Origin of the sequence: Vibrio cyclitrophicus (genome assembly GCA_023206055.1) — a bacterium.
In the GTDB taxonomy this organism is placed as follows: Bacteria; Pseudomonadota; Gammaproteobacteria; order Enterobacterales; family Vibrionaceae; genus Vibrio; species Vibrio cyclitrophicus_A.
On record CP065366.1, the window covers coordinates 3471420 to 3488517 of the forward strand.

13 protein-coding genes, 8 tRNA genes and 4 rRNA genes are annotated in these 17098 nt (G+C 45.7%); 3 read left to right on the plus strand and 22 right to left on the minus strand.

The window, feature by feature from the left end; translation table 11 throughout:
* Positions 1-133: 133 nt before the first annotated feature.
* The 11 genes from rplL to ITG09_15485 all read right to left on the minus strand — a co-directional run bounded on the left by rplL (position 134) and on the right by ITG09_15485 (position 5495).
* Positions 134-499, minus strand: coding sequence for a 50S ribosomal protein L7/L12 (gene rplL, locus ITG09_15435; protein ID UPR52041.1), 366 nt, complete (start codon positions 497-499; stop codon positions 134-136).
* A 57-nt stretch (positions 500-556) separates the two neighbouring features.
* Positions 557-1051, minus strand: coding sequence for a 50S ribosomal protein L10 (gene rplJ / locus ITG09_15440; protein UPR52042.1), 495 nt, complete (start codon positions 1049-1051; stop codon positions 557-559).
* Between the two features lie 242 nt (positions 1052-1293).
* Entirely contained in the window at positions 1294-1998 is a 705-nt protein-coding gene (rplA, locus tag ITG09_15445) for a 50S ribosomal protein L1 (GenBank protein UPR52043.1), read from the minus strand.
* 4 nt (positions 1999-2002) lie between these two features.
* Positions 2003-2431: a 50S ribosomal protein L11 gene (rplK, locus tag ITG09_15450; GenBank protein UPR52044.1), complete on the minus strand. Its 429-nt coding sequence runs from the start codon at positions 2429-2431 to the stop codon at positions 2003-2005.
* Between the two features lie 213 nt (positions 2432-2644).
* Complete coding sequence (gene nusG, locus ITG09_15455; GenBank protein UPR52045.1) at positions 2645-3193, minus strand: transcription termination/antitermination protein NusG; 549 nt, start codon at positions 3191-3193, stop codon at positions 2645-2647.
* A gap of 13 nt (positions 3194-3206) precedes the next feature.
* On the minus strand, positions 3207-3584 hold the full coding sequence (gene secE, locus ITG09_15460) for a preprotein translocase subunit SecE (GenBank protein UPR52046.1): 378 nt from the start codon (positions 3582-3584) through the stop codon (positions 3207-3209).
* A 223-nt stretch (positions 3585-3807) separates the two neighbouring features.
* Positions 3808-4992, minus strand: coding sequence for an elongation factor Tu (gene tuf / locus ITG09_15465; GenBank protein ID UPR52047.1), 1185 nt, complete (start codon positions 4990-4992; stop codon positions 3808-3810).
* Positions 4993-5086: 94 nt separating this feature from the next.
* Positions 5087-5162, minus strand: a tRNA-Thr gene (locus ITG09_15470).
* Between the two features lie 13 nt (positions 5163-5175).
* Positions 5176-5250: transfer RNA gene (locus tag ITG09_15475), tRNA-Gly, on the minus strand.
* Between the two features lie 39 nt (positions 5251-5289).
* Positions 5290-5374, minus strand: a tRNA-Tyr gene (locus tag ITG09_15480).
* 45 nt (positions 5375-5419) lie between these two features.
* Positions 5420-5495, minus strand: a tRNA-Thr gene (locus tag ITG09_15485).
* Positions 5496-5705: 210 nt separating this feature from the next.
* On the opposite strand from ITG09_15485, the gene ITG09_15490 reads away from it, so the two are divergent.
* On the plus strand, positions 5706-6629 hold the full coding sequence (locus ITG09_15490) for a type I pantothenate kinase (protein UPR52048.1): 924 nt from the start codon (positions 5706-5708) through the stop codon (positions 6627-6629).
* A gap of 6 nt (positions 6630-6635) precedes the next feature.
* Here ITG09_15490 and birA read toward each other — a convergent pair whose 3' ends face one another.
* Positions 6636-7601, minus strand: coding sequence for a bifunctional biotin--[acetyl-CoA-carboxylase] ligase/biotin operon repressor BirA (birA, locus tag ITG09_15495; protein ID UPR52049.1), 966 nt, complete (start codon positions 7599-7601; stop codon positions 6636-6638).
* Positions 7598-8644 carry a UDP-N-acetylmuramate dehydrogenase gene (gene murB / locus ITG09_15500; protein ID UPR52050.1) on the minus strand — a complete coding sequence of 349 codons (1047 nt, stop codon included), beginning with the start codon at positions 8642-8644 and terminating at the stop codon, positions 7598-7600. The genes birA and murB overlap by 4 nt, the downstream gene beginning before the upstream one ends.
* 67 nt (positions 8645-8711) lie before the next feature.
* Here murB and ITG09_15505 point away from each other — a divergent pair, with 67 nt between their 5' ends.
* Together ITG09_15505 and pssA are read left to right on the plus strand one after the other, a co-directional pair.
* Positions 8712-9143: a GNAT family N-acetyltransferase gene (locus tag ITG09_15505; GenBank protein UPR52051.1), complete on the plus strand. Its 432-nt coding sequence runs from the start codon at positions 8712-8714 to the stop codon at positions 9141-9143.
* Between the two features lie 91 nt (positions 9144-9234).
* Positions 9235-10575 carry a CDP-diacylglycerol--serine O-phosphatidyltransferase gene (gene pssA / locus ITG09_15510; GenBank protein ID UPR52052.1) on the plus strand — a complete coding sequence of 447 codons (1341 nt, stop codon included), beginning with the start codon at positions 9235-9237 and terminating at the stop codon, positions 10573-10575.
* Positions 10576-10616: 41 nt separating this feature from the next.
* On the opposite strand, the gene ITG09_15515 is transcribed toward pssA, so the two are convergent.
* The 9 genes from ITG09_15515 to rrf (ITG09_15555) all read right to left on the minus strand — a co-directional run bounded on the left by ITG09_15515 (position 10617) and on the right by rrf (ITG09_15555) (position 16967).
* Complete coding sequence (locus tag ITG09_15515) at positions 10617-10844, minus strand: hypothetical protein (GenBank protein UPR52053.1); 228 nt, start codon at positions 10842-10844, stop codon at positions 10617-10619.
* A 44-nt stretch (positions 10845-10888) separates the two neighbouring features.
* Positions 10889-10965 (minus strand) — tRNA-Asp (locus ITG09_15520).
* Positions 10966-11008: 43 nt separating this feature from the next.
* Positions 11009-11124 (minus strand): 5S ribosomal RNA (gene rrf / locus ITG09_15525).
* 134 nt (positions 11125-11258) lie between these two features.
* Positions 11259-14151 (minus strand): 23S ribosomal RNA (locus ITG09_15530).
* A gap of 367 nt (positions 14152-14518) precedes the next feature.
* Positions 14519-14594, minus strand: a tRNA-Val gene (locus ITG09_15535).
* A 32-nt stretch (positions 14595-14626) separates the two neighbouring features.
* A tRNA-Lys gene (locus ITG09_15540) sits at positions 14627-14702 on the minus strand.
* Positions 14703-14704: 2 nt separating this feature from the next.
* Positions 14705-14780: transfer RNA gene (locus ITG09_15545), tRNA-Glu, on the minus strand.
* A gap of 123 nt (positions 14781-14903) precedes the next feature.
* Positions 14904-16458: ribosomal RNA gene (locus ITG09_15550) — 16S ribosomal RNA — on the minus strand.
* Positions 16459-16851: 393 nt separating this feature from the next.
* Positions 16852-16967: ribosomal RNA gene (gene rrf / locus ITG09_15555) — 5S ribosomal RNA — on the minus strand.
* Together the 16S, 23S and 5S rRNA genes with 4 tRNA genes alongside form the textbook arrangement of a ribosomal RNA operon.
* Between the last annotated feature and the right edge of the window lie 131 nt (positions 16968-17098).

A 17098-nucleotide genomic window follows, 5' to 3' on the forward strand; every position in this document is an offset into this window, starting at 1 on the left:
AAAAATGACTGTTTTTTTGCTCGGATTATGACGGTTAAACAGCGGAAAATTCGTCATAGCCCTACAGCGCAAAAAGGCCGGTGGTTAATAAACCACCAGCCATTAGCCTTGCGGCTAAGAAATTAAGTAATAATTACTTGATTTCAACAGAAGCGCCAGCTTCTTCTAGCTGTGCTTTAAGAGCTTCAGCTTCAGCTTTGTCAACGCCTTCTTTAAGCGCTGCAGGAGCTGAGTCTACAAGACCTTTAGCTTCTTTAAGACCTAGGCCAGTTGCGCCACGTACAGCTTTGATAACTTGTACTTTGTTAGCGCCAGCAGCAGTTAGGATTACGTCGAATTCAGTTTGCTCAGCAGCAGCTTCAGCAGAAGCACCACCAGCTACAACTGCAGCAGCAGCAGTAACACCGAATTTTTCTTCCATAGCTTCGATAAGCTCAACAACTTGCATTACAGACATTTCTGCAACTGCGTCTAGGATTTGCTCGTTAGTAATAGACATAACAATTCTCTTTTAAGTCAACAATAAGTTTAAATAGCAACCAGTGAAAAGCAAGGCTTAAGCCGCAGCTTCTTCTTTTTGGTCGCGAACAGCAGCGATAGTACGAACCAGCTTGCCAGCAGAAGCTTCTTTCATGCACATCATTAGGCGTGCGATAGCTTCGTCGTAAGTTGGTAGTGTCGCTAGTACTTCAGCATCAGTAACTGCGCCTTCAAATGCAGCAGCTTTGATCTCGAAATCTTTATTCTCTTTAGCGAAGTCTTTGAAAAGACGCGCTGCAGCACCTGGGTGCTCATTAGAGAATGCGATCAGAGTTGGACCAGTGAAAGTGTCAGTTAGACACTCGTAGTCTGTACCCTGAATCGCACGGCGTGCTAGTGTGTTACGAACAACTCTCATGTAAACACCCGCTTCGCGAGCTTGTTTACGTAGAGAAGTCATTGCGCCAACAGTAACGCCACGAGAATCAGCTACAACTGCAGAAAGTGCACCACTGGCAGCTTCGTTGACTTCAGCAACAATTGCTTTTTTGTCTTGAAGATTTAAAGCCATTTGGATTAACCTCTGGTTGTGATTACAGCACTCATACAAAATGTAATGAGCGTTTACGATGTTATTTAAAAATGAATAAATTCACTTCAAACCACAACATCGCCTACGTAGGTTTTATTAAGCCATATCTCCGAAGAGTACAGCGCCTACGGTCTTGGGACGGATGACCTGAATTGCTTCAAAAACCACCCAACCACAAATATTAGGCGCAGAATTATACACTAAATCTGCGCCGAAGCAAATTAGTTTGCTTGAGTGTCAAGACTAGCTTGATCAACAGTAACACCAGCACCCATTGTAGTAGAGATGCTTACTTTCTTCAGGAAAGTACCTTTCGCTGAAGAAGGCTTAGCTTTCTTAAGAGCAACTAGAAGTGCTTCTAGGTTCTCTTGAAGCTGGTTAGCTTCGAAAGATGCTTTGCCGATAGTAGTGTGGATGATACCGTTCTTGTCGTTACGGTAACGAACCTGACCAGCTTTAGCGTTCTTAACCGCTTCAGCAACGTTAGGAGTTACAGTACCAACTTTAGGGTTTGGCATAAGGCCGCGTGGACCTAGGATTGTACCTAGTTGACCAACAACACGCATTGCATCTGGAGAAGCAACAACTACGTCGAAGTTCATTTCGCCTTTTTTCACTTGCTCAGCAAGATCTTCCATACCAACGATATCTGCGCCAGCAGCTTTAGCTGCTTCTGCGTTTGCACCTTGAGTGAAAACAGCAACGCGGATGTCACGGCCAGTACCGTGAGGTAGCACAGTTGCGCCACGAACGTTTTGGTCAGATTTACGAGCATCGATGCCTAGGTTAACAGCAACGTCTACAGACTCAACGAATTTAGCAGTCGCTAGTTCTTTAAGAAGAGCAACAGCTTCGTTGATTTCGTATTCTTTAGTTGAGTCAACTTTGTCGCGGATTACGCGCATACGCTTAGTAAGTTTTGCCATGATCTTATCCCTCTACCACTAGGCCCATTGAACGAGCAGTACCAGCAATAGAACGCTTCATTGCTTCGATGTCAGCACCAGTCATATCAGCAGCTTTAGTTTCTGCGATTTCTTGGATTTGAGCGTCAGTTACTGTGCCCACTTTTTCAGTGTTTGGACGACCAGAACCAGACTTAACGCCAGCAGCTTTCTTAAGAAGAACAGCAGCAGGTGGAGTCTTAGTTACGAACGTGAAAGAACGGTCGTTGTAAACAGTAATTACTACTGGAGTAGGTAGACCTTTCTCAACAGATTCTGTTTTTGCGTTGAACGCTTTACAGAATTCCATGATGTTCACGCCGTGTTGACCTAGAGCAGGACCAACCGGTGGACTTGGGTTTGCCATACCAGCTGCAACTTGCAGTTTGATATAAGCTTCAACTTTCTTAGCCATGATATTTCCTAATTTTTGGGTACATGCGCTAGCCGTAAGGCAAGCTCCCCTTAATTTCAATTAACTCTTTCTTACTTCGATAGAAGTAAAAAGGCGCGAAATTATAATCATAATTCGCGCCTTTAACAACCCTAAAAAGGTGATTTTTTATACTCTTTCATTTTGAACAGCTTGTTAAATAGTTATCAACAGCTTACTCAAACTAACCGAGTCTTAGTCTAGTTTTTCAACCTGACCGAATTCAAGCTCAACAGGTGTTGCACGACCAAAGATCGATACAGATACCTTAATGCGGCTCTTCTCGTAATCCACTTCTTCAACAGTACCGTTAAAGTCAGCAAATGGACCATCGTTCACACGAACCACTTCACCCGCTTCGAACATTGTCTTAGGACGTGGAGACTCGCTCGCTTTCTCTAGACGGTTCAAGATAGCATCTGCTTCTTTGTCAGTGATTGGTGCAGGACGATCAGAGGTACCACCAATGAAGCCCATAACACGAGGAATACTGCGTACTAAGTGCCATGATTCATCATTCATGATCATTTGCACTAATACGTAGCCAGGGAAGAACTTACGTTCGCTTTTACGGCGTTGACCTGCACGCATTTCCACTACTTCTTCAGTAGGTACTAAAACGTCACCAAAGAATTCTTCCATGTCGTGCATTTTAATATGTTCGCGTAACGATTGAGATACACGACCTTCATAGCCAGAAAAGGCTTGAACTACATACCAACGTTTTTTTGGAGCTTCACTCATGAATCAGAACCCTCTACACCCCAGTCGCTAGAGAAACTAAACGGACCATAATGCCGTCAATTCCCCAAAGCACTAGAGACATAACAATACATACAGCTAAAACGATCAATGTAGTTTGCATAGTTTCTTGGCGTGTAGGCCAAACAACTTTACGAATCTCCATACGAGATTCTTTTGCAAAATCGATCGCAGCTTTACCTTTAGTTGTTGTTGCTGCAACGCCTAGTGCGGCAGCAATCAGCACAACTACACCTGCAGCGCGAATTACAACAGACAATTCACCATACAGGTAATTACCCACAACAGCAGCTGCCAACAGTACAAAAGCGACTACCCACTTCATTGTATCTGCTGCACCTGAGCTATCAGGAGTCTCAGCGTTTGCTTTCATAAAACCAACCTGTGATAAGTCTTAAATATAGACGACAATAACCCCGCTGTTGCAGGGCACATTCCTTTGCGTTGCAAAACAACACATCTAACAGTCATTTTAGTCAAAAAGACCGTTTAATTCTTTGCTAAGAGCTAAAATTGATGCCAAAACACCCAACTCTTTTTTCAGCGCAGAAAAAGGGCATCAAATGATGCCCTTTTTACTAGTGGTTCGTCAAATCTTATGCAAAGATTTTAGCTACAACACCAGCACCAACTGTACGGCCACCTTCGCGGATTGCGAAACGTAGACCTTCGTCCATTGCGATTGGAGCGATTAGCTCAACAGTCATTTGAACGTTGTCACCTGGCATTACCATTTCTACGCCTTCTGGTAGAGTGATGTCGCCTGTTACGTCAGTTGTACGGAAGTAGAACTGTGGACGGTAACCCTTGAAGAAAGGAGTGTGACGGCCGCCTTCGTCTTTAGAAAGTACGTATACTTCAGACTCAAACTTAGTGTGTGGGTTGATTGAACCTTTAGCAGAAAGTACTTGGCCACGTTCAACGTCATCACGCTTAGTACCACGTAGAAGTGCACCAACGTTCTCACCTGCACGACCTTCGTCAAGCAGCTTACGGAACATTTCAACACCAGTACAAGTAGTAAGAGTCGTTTCTTTGATACCAACGATTTCTACTTCGTCACCTACGCGTAGGATACCGCGCTCGATACGACCAGTAACTACTGTACCACGACCTTGGATTGAGAATACATCTTCAATAGGAAGTAGGAACGGTAGATCAACAGCACGCTCTGGAAGTGGAATGTAAGAATCTAGTGCTTCTGCAAGCTCAACGATCTTGTCTTCCCACTGCTTTTCGCCGTTTAGAGCGCCAAGTGCAGAACCTTGAATTACTGGAAGGTCGTCTCCTGGGTACTCGTACTCAGAAAGAAGTTCACGAACTTCCATTTCTACTAGCTCAAGTAGCTCTTCGTCATCAACCATGTCACATTTGTTCATGAATACGATGATGTAAGGGATACCAACTTGACGACCAAGTAGGATGTGCTCACGAGTTTGTGGCATAGGGCCATCTGTAGCAGCAACAACTAGGATACCGCCGTCCATTTGAGCAGCACCAGTGATCATGTTTTTAACATAATCGGCGTGTCCAGGACAGTCTACGTGTGCGTAGTGACGTTCAGGAGTATCGTACTCAACGTGAGAAGTTGCGATTGTGATACCGCGCTCGCGCTCTTCTGGAGCGTTATCGATAGATGCGAAATCTTTAGCAACACCGCCGTACACTTTTGCAAGTGTAGTACAGATAGCAGCAGTTAGAGTTGTTTTACCGTGGTCAACGTGGCCGATAGTACCAACGTTTACGTGCGGTTTCGTACGTTCAAATTTTTCTTTAGACATGGGGTGTCCCTCTAGGTACGGATTAGGTGGCTTAAAATAAGACCACGCAACCAAAAAAATGGTTTTCTTTATTAAAGGAGAAGAAGCTTTAGACTGGTGCTAATACCCAGAGTCGAACTGGGGACCTCACCCTTACCAAGGGTGCGCTCTACCGACTGAGCTATATCAGCACACAAAATGAGTTGGAGCGTGCAGCGGGAATCGAACCCGCATCATCAGCTTGGAAGGCTGAGGTAATAGCCATTATACGATGCACGCAACACGTAACTCTGTTTGAGCTATTTAACCTTTAGAATATGGTGGAGGGAGACGGATTCGAACCATCGAAGGCAGTGCCGGCAGATTTACAGTCTGCTCCCTTTGGCCACTCGGGAACCCCTCCAAATTTTGAGCTTTCTCTCGCTTTCCTTTATAGGAAGGGAGAAAGTGGTGCCGACTACCGGAATCGAACTGGTGACCTACTGATTACAAGTCAGTTGCTCTACCTACTGAGCTAAGTCGGCACAAGTGGGGCGCATTTTATTGAATGATTTTCCACCTTGCAATAGCAAATTGAAAAAAAGTGCAAAATTCTCTGACCAAACTCCTACATACAGCTATTTAGCTCAAGGTTTACGTCTTTAACCCGCATCTAGTACAGGAAGATATTTTATTTATCTATCGCTTGATGTATTTTCCATGCACTTGTTTTGTTATCCACTATAGAGTTTTGTATGAGCCCATTTATGTCATTTGACCGCGAACGTTGGTCTGAACTAAGGAATTTAGTTCCAATGACACTTTCTGAGAGCGACTTAAAAGAGCTTCAAGGCATCAATGAAAAGCTCACAATGGAAGAGGCAGTAGAGATCTATTTACCGCTATCTCGTCTATTGAATCTCTATGTAGCAGCCAGACAGAATAGAAACTCGGTACTCCACCAATTTCTAGATAAGAAAGAGAAGGCGCCACCTTTTATCATCGGTATTGCGGGCAGTGTTGCCGTTGGCAAAAGTACGACTGCGCGTCTGCTTAAAGCCCTACTATCTCGTTGGGAGAACCATCCAAAAGTTGAGTTAGTGACAACCGATGGCTTTTTGTATCCGAATGAGGTGTTAGAAGAGAAAGGGTTGATGAGCAAAAAGGGCTTTCCGGAGTCTTACGATATCAAGCGTTTAGTGAACTTTGTTTCTGATGTGAAAGCATGCAAGAGAAATGTCACAGCTCCTGTTTACTCACATCTTACGTACAACATTACTGATGACGTTAAGAGCGTCGACCTACCAGATGTGCTTATTATTGAGGGACTTAATGTCTTACAAACCGGAATGAACTACCCGCACGAGCCACATCGGGTATTTATTTCAGACTTCCTTGATTTCTCACTCTATGTTGACGCTGATAGCCAACAAATTAAAGAATGGTACGTCAATCGCTTTATGAAATTCCGCGATGGCGCGTTTACTAAGCCTGGCTCTTACTTTAGTCATTACACTAAATTATCGAACCAAGCTGCATTGAATAAAGCGGAAGGTATCTGGAGTTCAATTAATGGCTTGAACCTCGAACAAAATATTCTTCCGACACGAGAAAGGGCTCACTTGATTCTACGTAAAGGCGCAGATCATATGGTTGAAGAAGTGTTACTAAGAAAATAGTAACGCCTAGTCGCCTTTTCTTAGCGATATCTCACCACCGATATAGCTCTCAACACCATTCTCAGTTTTGAGCAATACAGCGCCTTGTTCATCGATGCCTTGAACAACACCTTCAATTTCTCTAGGTCCAATAATCAACCTTACGTTGCGACCTAAGAAATTATCTAAGCGGTTCCACCGTTCGACAAAATTAGACATTCCTTTCAACTCATAGTCGGCAAGAGATTTATCCCAGGCATTTATTAAAGCCTGCGCTAGCTGATTACGGTCAGGCACCTTCCCATCACACACTTCTTTAAGAGAAGTCCATGGCTGCCCGATACCTGATGTTGTTGGATCCATGGATAGGTTTAGCCCTAAACCAATCACAATATGAGCAGCGCCACCAGACTGTCCTGACAGCTCGACCAAGATACCAGCAAGCTTCTTATCATTATGGTAAAGGTCGTTCGGCCATTTGAGCTTTACACCTTCTACACCCATCTCTTCCAAAGCTTCAACAACAGCTACACCAACCACAAGGCTTAAGCCCATCGCGGCAGCCATACCTGCGTCGAGTCTCCAATACATTGAAAGGTAGAGGTTTGCACCGAATGGCGATACCCATTCTCGCCCACGACGTCCACGTCCTGCAGCTTGATATTCAGCAATACAGACAGAACCCGATTCAAGGGTGTTAGTGCGCTCTAATAGGTGTTGGTTTGTAGAACCTATGATTGGAATGAGTTCAAGAGAAGCATCGCGATTAACTGCAGACAATTTTTCTTGGTCAAGCATATCTAAACGGCTAGCTAGCTTGTAACCCTTGCCTTGTACTCGGTAGATATCTAAACCCCACTCTTGAATACCTTTAATATGCTTACTGATAGCCGCCCGTGATACACCAATCATTTCACCCAGATCTTCACCTGAATGAAACTCACCGTCAGCAAGGCATCTCAATAGCGCAAGCTTGGTACTGTGTTCTCTCATGCTAATGACTCCAAAGCCTTATCTAGGTTTGTCTCACCGTCTCGTCCCATAAAGCGCACTTCATGTTCCAGTCGAATATCGAATTTATTCAAGACGGACTGGCGCACTCGCTCTGCAAGCTTAAGGATATCCATAGCAGAAGCCTCATCATAATTGATGATAACCAATGCTTGGTTAGGGTGAACCTGAGCGCCACCTTCTGTCACGCCCTTGAACTGGCATTGATCAATCAGCCAGCCAGCAGCAACTTTGATCATGTCATGATTCTCATAACCGACAATGCTTGGGTAGAGAGCTAACAGGCGATCAAAATGATCTTTGGTGATCACAGGGTTTTTGAAGAAGCTGCCCGCATTACCTTGCACTCTAGGGTCTGGCAGCTTACTTGAACGGATAGTACACACTTCATCAAATATGGTGCGAGGAGAAAGCGTATCGGCTGCTAGGCTTTTTAACGGACCATAGTGATTACATGGCTCCCACTCTTTCGGCAACGTTAAACCAATCGCAACAACAATCGCTTTATCGTAGAGAGCGTGCTTGAAAATAGAATCTCGGTAACCAAAGAGACACTCTTCTTTGCTTAATCGCTTAACTGTATAAGTATCCAGACATAGAATATCGACATAATCGCATACGTCTTGCAGTTCAACACCATACGCGCCAATATTCTGAATCGGAGCAGAGCCTGAACAGCCGGGTATCATTGCTAGATTTTCTAAACCACCAAGCCCTTTATCTACACTCCAGCCAACCAAGCTTGGCCAATCCTCGCCACCACTTACATGCAGTAGGTGATGACTGTCCGTCTCGGTCAACTCGATCCCGGCTAATTTATTCACGATGACCAGGCCAGCGAAGTGCTCGGTAAAAAGCATATTACTGCCCTTACCCAGTATTAACTTAGGTAAAGCTGACCATTTGGGGTCTTTGTAAAGCGAAATCAGTTCTTCGATAGTGGTTACTTCAACCAACGCATCACACGTCTGATCGATGGAAAAAGTATGAACATTTTTTAAACTAGCATTGAGATGGAATTGCATGGCGATATTCAATTAACTTACACTGCGTGTCATTCTACAGCAGATAAATCAATGGCGCAGTGACTGAATGAACAATGTCATCATTACTCAATTAGACCCAGTAAAGGTTCCCCTAGTTAAACGTTTCTATAAAGAACATTACCCAACGGGAAAAGCGAATAAGAGTGAACTGATCTATTCGTTATTACTGGATAACGAGCTGTGCGGGATCGTGCGCTTTCGTACAATAGAAAATAATCGCTTACTTACCGGTATGGCGATATCAAAACAACATCGTGGTAAGCAATTAGGCTCCCAACTTATGGATTATTGCGCGCAACACACGCTTACGGAAAACGATTACTGCTTTGCGTACGCTCATCTCACCAATTTTTACGCGCGACACAAATTTATACAAGTAGACCCTAAAGACCTGCCAAATGGTTTAAGAGTTTTATACGATCGCTATTCGAATAGCGGAAAAGATCTCATTCCTATGCATTATCAGCAAAATTGTTAGAGAATGCCTCGATTATCTAGTATTTGATACTATCCCTTTGGTAAAATTAAAGGTTCGCAATTTTGCATATTTTTAAGGTAAAACAGTCAATATGATTGCCAGTAGGAATCCATTCATACAGTTGCCAACCATAGCGCAGAATCCTGACAAGTTTGAAGTACTACTATCAGCGCAAGAGTTTCGAACTCGCCTACTTGATGAGATATCTCGCGCTACGACTCGTATTAGTTTAGTCGCTTTGTATCTTGAAGATGATGAGGCTGGCCGTGAGATCCTAACTGCCTTATATGAAGCAAAGCAAAAGAATCCAGAATTAGACGTAAGCGTTTGTGTCGATTGGCACCGAGCGCAGCGCGGATTGATTGGTGCAGAGTCTTCTGAAGGCAATGCTGCAATGTATAAAGAGTTTTCAGAAAAATATCAGCACTCTGTACCTGTCTATGGTATCCCAGTTCGCGGCAAAGAAGTCTTTGGCGTATTGCACTTAAAGGGCTTTATCGTCGATGACAGCGTAATATACAGCGGTGCAAGCCTTAACAATATCTACCTGAATTACCATGACCGCTATCGCTTTGATCGTTACCACGTTTTAAACAACGCGGCTCTTGCTGACTCAATGTTTGCCTACGTACACGAACAGATGGTTGCGGACAGCGCTGTTTATGACCTGGCTGATAAGAACAAGCCGGTGACCAAAGAACTGAAACCAGCGATTCGCCAGTTCCGTTCATCATTAGCAAGATCTCAATATCAGTTCGATGGACAAGATGTTTCACCTGAACAAGTTGCCATAACGCCACTAGTCGGTATCGGTAAAAGACGTAACCGCCTGAATCAGGGAATCAATCAACTAGTTGCTCAAGCTAAAGATGAAATCTTTATCTGCACACCTTATTTCAACTTCCCACCCAGCCTAGCTAAAGAAGTGAAGAAAGCGCTTAAGCGTGGCGTAAAGGTCAGTATTGTTGTTGGCGATAAGACAGCGAATGATTTCTTTATCTCACCAGAAGAAGAATTTAAAACAATTGGTGGTTTGCCATATCTTTACGAATTAAATTTACGTCGTTTCGCTAAAGCTAATGAAGCTCATATTGCTAGCCGTAATCTATCAATTCGACTTTGGCAACACGATTCCAATAGCTTCCATCTAAAGGGCATTTGGGTAGATAAGCGCTACATGCTACTAACAGGTAATAACCTAAACCCACGTGCATGGAAGCTTGATCTAGAGAACGGCATCTTTATCCAAGATAACTACCACCACCTAACAGACAAGTTCCAGGCAGAAGTCGATAATATCCTTCAGCACACTCAGCTTATCTGTACTTATAAGCAATTAGACAAAGTAGAAAGCTACCCAATGGAAGTTCAGAAGTTGATTCGTAAGATCACTCGTGTGAAAGCCGATAGAGTGCTTAAGCAAATACTGTAGTCGATGTATTAAAAACACTATTTATCAACGCCTAGCAAACGCTAGGCGTTTTTGTATCCATGAGATAGCGAGATAGCGAGATAGCGAGATAGCGAGATAGCGAGATAGCGAGATAGCGAGATAGCGAGATAGCGAGATAGCGAGATAGCGAGATAGCGAGATAGCGAGATAGCGAGATAGCGAGATAGCGAGATAGCGAGATAGCGAGATAGCGAGATAGCGAGATAGCGAGATATTTTGAAGGTCAGACTCTTTTTGTCAAATTCCAAACGTAAAAAAGCCCTGCTATTTCTAGCAGGGCTTTTCTAATAAGTGGCGGAGTGGACGGGACTCGAACCCGCGACCCCCGGCGTGACAGGCCGGTATTCTAACCAACTGAACTACCACTCCGCAGTGGAATACTTGTCGTCGCTGACAAGTGTTCAAATTTAAAGCCTGGCGATGTCCTACTCTCACATGGGGAAGCCCCACACTACCATCGGCGCTATTGTGTTTCACTTCTGAGTTCGGCATGGAATCAGGTGGGTCCACAATGCTATGGTCGCCAAGCAAATTTTGCTTTTACTTTCAGTTTTTTAAAAACTGAAGGCAAAATAATCTGGAAAACTGTATTTAAAAGTATTTCTCTTCAAACTCATTCAAGGTCTGGTACATCTGAGTCCACAAAACCCCTTGGGTGTTGTATGGTTAAGCCTCACGGGCAATTAGTACAGGTTAGCTCAATGCCTCGCAGCACTTACACACCCTGCCTATCAACGTCGTAGTCTACGACAACCCTTTAGGACACTTATAGTGCCAGGGAAAACTCATCTCAAGGCTCGCTTCCCGCTTAGATGCTTTCAGCGGTTATCGATTCCGAACTTAGCTACCGGGCAATGCCATTGGCATGACAACCCGAACACCAGAGGTTCGTCCACTCCGGTCCTCTCGTACTAGGAGCAGCCCCTTTCAATTTTCCAACGCCCACGGCAGATAGGGACCGAACTGTCTCACGACGTTCTAAACCCAGCTCGCGTACCACTTTAAATGGCGAACAGCCATACCCTTGGGACCGACTTCAGCCCCAGGATGTGATGAGCCGACATCGAGGTGCCAAACACCGCCGTCGATATGAACTCTTGGGCGGTATCAGCCTGTTATCCCCGGAGTACCTTTTATCCGTTGAGCGATGGCCCTTCCATTCAGAACCACCGGATCACTATGACCTGCTTTCGCACCTGCTCGAATTGTCATTCTCGCAGTCAAGCGGGCTTATGCCATTGCACTAACCACACGATGTCCAACCGTGTTTAGCCCACCTTCGTGCTCCTCCGTTACTCTTTGGGAGGAGACCGCCCCAGTCAAACTACCCACCAGGCACTGTCCGTAATCCCGATTCAGGGACCAACGTTAGAACATCAAAACTACAAGGGTGGTATTTCAAGGACGACTCCACCACATCTAGCGACGCGGTTTCATAGTCTCCCACCTATCCTACACATGTAGGTTCAATGTTCAGTGCCAAGCTGTAGTAAAGGTTCACGGGGTCTTTCCGTCTAGCCGCGGGTACACTGCATCTTCACAGCGATTTCAATTTCACTGAGTCTCGGGTGGAGACAGCGTGGCCATCATTACGCCATTCGTGCAGGTCGGAACTTACCCGACAAGGAATTTCGCTACCTTAGGACCGTTATAGTTACGGCCGCCGTTTACCGGGGCTTCGATCAAGAGCTTCGACCGAAGTCTAACCCCATCAATTAACCTTCCGGCACCGGGCAGGCGTCACACCGTATACGTCATCTTACGATTTTGCACAGTGCTGTGTTTTTAATAAACAGTTGCAGCCACCTGGTATCTGCGACTCTCGTCTGCTCCATCCGCAAGGGACTTCACTGATAAGAGCGTACCTTCTCCCGAAGTTACGGTACCATTTTGCCTAGTTCCTTCACCCGAGTTCTCTCAAGCGCCTTGGTATTCTCTACCCGACCACCTGTGTCGGTTTGGGGTACGATTCCTTACAATCTGAAGCTTAGAGGCTTTTCCTGGAAGCATGGCATCAATGACTTCACTACCGTAGTAGCTCGACATCGTATCTCAGCGTTAAGAAAGTCCGGATTTACCTAAACTTTCCGCCTACATACTTGAACCTGGACAACCGTCGCCAGGCCCACCTAGCCTTCTCCGTCCCCCCATCGCAATTGTAAGAAGTACGGGAATATTAACCCGTTTCCCATCGACTACGCCTTTCGGCCTCGCCTTAGGAGTCGACTTACCCTGCCCCGATTAACGTTGGACAGGAACCCTTGGTCTTCCGGCGAGGGAGTTTTTCACTCCCTTTATCGTTACTCATGTCAGCATTCGCACTTCTGATACCTCCAGCAGCCCTTACAGACCACCTTCAACGGCTTACAGAACGCTCCCCTACCCCACATACCCTAAGGTACGTAGCCGCAGCTTCGGTGTATAGCTTAGCCCCGTTACATCTTCCGCGCAGGCCGACTCGACCAGTGAGCTATTACGCTTTCTTTAAATGATGGCTGCTTCTAAGCCAACATCCTGGCTGTCTGAGCCTTCCCACATCGTTTCCCACTTAGCTATACTTTGGGACCTTAGCTGGCGGTCTGGGTTGTTTCCCTCTCCACGACGGACGTTAGCACCCGCCGTGTGTCTCCCGGATAGTACTTACTGGTATTCGGAGTTTGCAAAGGGTTGGTAAGTCGGGATGACCCCCTAGCCTTAACAGTGCTCTACCCCCAGTAGTATTCGTCCGAGGCGCTACCTAAATAGCTTTCGGGGAGAACCAGCTATCTCCAGGTTTGATTGGCCTTTCACCCCTAGCCACAAGTCATCCGCTAATTTTTCAACATTAGTCGGTTCGGTCCTCCAGTTGATGTTACTCAACCTTCAACCTGCCCATGGCTAGATCACCTGGTTTCGGGTCTAATCCTAGCAACTGTACGCCCAGTTAAGACTCGGTTTCCCTACGGCTCCCCTAAACGGTTAACCTTGCTACTAAAATTAAGTCGCTGACCCATTATACAAAAGGTACGCAGTCACACCACGAAGGTGCTCCTACTGCTTGTACGTACACGGTTTCAGGTTCTATTTCACTCCCCTCACAGGGGTTCTTTTCGCCTTTCCCTCACGGTACTGGTTCACTATCGGTCAGTCAGTAGTATTTAGCCTTGGAGGATGGTCCCCCCATATTCAGACAGGATATCACGTGTCCCGCCCTACTCGTTTTCACTGATTATGAGATGTCGATTACGGGGCTATCACCCTTTATTGCGGCACTTTCCAGAGCCTTCATCTGTCTCATTAAAAGCTTAAGGGCTAATCCAATTTCGCTCGCCGCTACTTTCGGAATCTCGGTTGATTTCTCTTCCTCGGGGTACTTAGATGTTTCAGTTCCCCCGGTTTGCCTCCTGTTGCTATGTATTCACAACAGGATACTTGCTTATGCAAGTGGGTTTCCCCATTCAGGAATCCCAGACTCAAAAGGTTATTACTACCTAATCTGGGCTTATCGCAAGTTATTACGCCTTTCATCGCCTCTGACTGCCAAGGCATCCACCGTGTACGCTTAGTCACTTAACCATACAACCCGAAAGGGTCTTAGCGTATGGCAACTAACCAAGGTTTTTGGTTGTCATCAAGAAGGGTTAATTCTTGATAACTGTTTGCCGGACTCAATTGTGAATCAATGTAAACATTGATTCGAATACAAGACACTTGAATGTGTTTGTTGTGTTTACCATAAAGGTAAACATTGAGAACTTTTAAATTTGATTTGAATTACTCGTAAGTAATCAAATCAGTCAGCTTTCCAAATTGTTAAAGAGCATGAGACTTTAAGAACCAGTGTTCTAAAATTCACATTTTCTAAAGACTCTCACAGTCGAAAAATCCAACCAACGACATAAGAAGTGGTTTGGAGATTTAACTTCCAAGAATATTTAGAGAATGGTGGGCGATACCGGGCTCGAACCAGTGACCCCCTGCTTGTAAGGCAGGTGCTCTCCCAACTGAGCTAATCGCCCACGATAGTTTTAATTCCTTCGCGGAGAAAGAATGGTGGGTCGTGCAGGATTCGAACCTGCGACCAATTGATTAAAAGTCAACTGCTCTACCAACTGAGCTAACGACCCAATGGTATCCCGTAGGGGAGTCGAACCCCTGTTACCGCCGTGAAAGGGCGGTGTCCTAGGCCTCTAGACGAACGGGACACTGCTAATTCATCTCTACTTTAAAAAGTAGAAACAAACCTTGAAGAACTTGGGAGTTCTTCATCTCTTTGCTTTTCTAAACCTAATCAATCTGTGTGGACACTCATCGTAAGTATCTTCGTATAAGGAGGTGATCCAGCCCCAGGTTCCCCTAGGGCTACCTTGTTACGACTTCACCCCAGTCATGAACCACAAAGTGGTGAGCGTCCTCCCCGAAAGGTTAAACTACCCACTTCTTTTGCAGCCCACTCCCATGGTGTGACGGGCGGTGTGTACAAGGCCCGGGAACGTATTCACCGTGACATTCTGATTCACGATTACTAGCGATTCCGACTTCATGGAGTCGAGTTGCAGACTCCAATCCGGACTACGACGCACTTTTTGGGATTCGCTCACTATCGCTAGCTTGCTGCCCTCTGTATGCGCCATTGTAGCACGTGTGTAGCCCTACTCGTAAGGGCCATGATGACTTGACGTCGTCCCCACCTTCCTCCGGTTTATCACCGGCAGTCTCCCTGGAGTTCCCGACATTACTCGCTGGCAAACAAGGATAAGGGTTGCGCTCGTTGCGGGACTTAACCCAACATTTCACAACACGAGCTGACGACAGCCATGCAGCACCTGTCTCAGAGCTCCCGAAGGCACACCTGCGTCTCCGCTGGCTTCTCTGGATGTCAAGAGTAGGTAAGGTTCTTCGCGTTGCATCGAATTAAACCACATGCTCCACCGCTTGTGCGGGCCCCCGTCAATTCATTTGAGTTTTAATCTTGCGACCGTACTCCCCAGGCGGTCTACTTAACGCGTTAGCTCCGAAAGCCACGGCTCAAGGCCACAACCTCCAAGTAGACATCGTTTACGGCGTGGACTACCAGGGTATCTAATCCTGTTTGCTCCCCACGCTTTCGCATCTGAGTGTCAGTGTCTGTCCAGGGGGCCGCCTTCGCCACTGGTATTCCTTCAGATCTCTACGCATTTCACCGCTACACCTGAAATTCTACCCCCCTCTACAGCACTCTAGTTCACCAGTTTCAAATGCAGTTCCGAGGTTGAGCCCCGGGCTTTCACATCTGACTTAATGAACCACCTGCATGCGCTTTACGCCCAGTAATTCCGATTAACGCTCGCACCCTCCGTATTACCGCGGCTGCTGGCACGGAGTTAGCCGGTGCTTCTTCTGTTGCTAACGTCAAGATGCGCAGCTATTAACTACACACCCTTCCTCACAACTGAAAGTACTTTACAACCCGAAGGCCTTCTTCATACACGCGGCATGGCTGCATCAGGCTTTCGCCCATTGTGCAATATTCCCCACTGCTGCCTCCCGTAGGAGTCTGGACCGTGTCTCAGTTCCAGTGTGGCTGATCATCCTCTCAGACCAGCTAGGGATCGTCGCCTTGGTGAGCCATTACCTCACCAACTAGCTAATCCCACCTAGGCATATCTTGACGCGAGAGGCCCGAAGGTCCCCCTCTTTGGCCCGTAGGCATTATGCGGTATTAGCCATCGTTTCCAATGGTTATCCCCCACATCAAGGCAATTTCCTAGGCATTACTCACCCGTCCGCCGCTCGACGCCCATTAACGCACCCGAAGGATTGTTAGTGTCGTTTCCGCTCGACTTGCATGTGTTAGGCCTGCCGCCAGCGTTCAATCTGAGCCATGATCAAACTCTTCAATTTAAGATTTTGTGACTCAACGAATACTGACTTCAAAACTAATATTTACCGAAGTAAACATGTAATTCTAAAGCTATTACCATTCCAACAGAATGGTAATGAATTGACTGTGCCGAATAACTACAAGTAGTTAAACGTATTGGTCACTCAGTTCATTGAAATCAATTTTGATTCCGAAGAATCTGTTTTATCTAACGATAAAACGTTTTGATATTCATCAACGAGTGCCCACACAGATTGATAGGTTTAAATTGTTAAAGAGCTTTGCTTTCAGTGCCTTAGCACGTAAGCAGGACGCGTATAATACGCTTTCCACTTTGAAAGTCAACATAAAACTCTAAGAAACTTAGAACTCTATGGTGACTTGTCTATTAAATAGACAAAGTCGAAATTAAAGCCTGGCGATGTCCTACTCTCACATGGGGAAGCCCCACACTACCATCGGCGCTATTGTGTTTCACTTCTGAGTTCGGCATGGAATCAGGTGGGTCCACAATGCTATGGTCGCCAAGCAAATTTTGCTTTTACTTTCAGTTTTTTAAAAACTGAAGGCAAAATAATCTGGAAAACTGTATTTAAAAGTATTTCTCTTCAAACTCATTCAAGGTCTGGTACATCTGAGTCCACAAAACCCCTTGGGTGT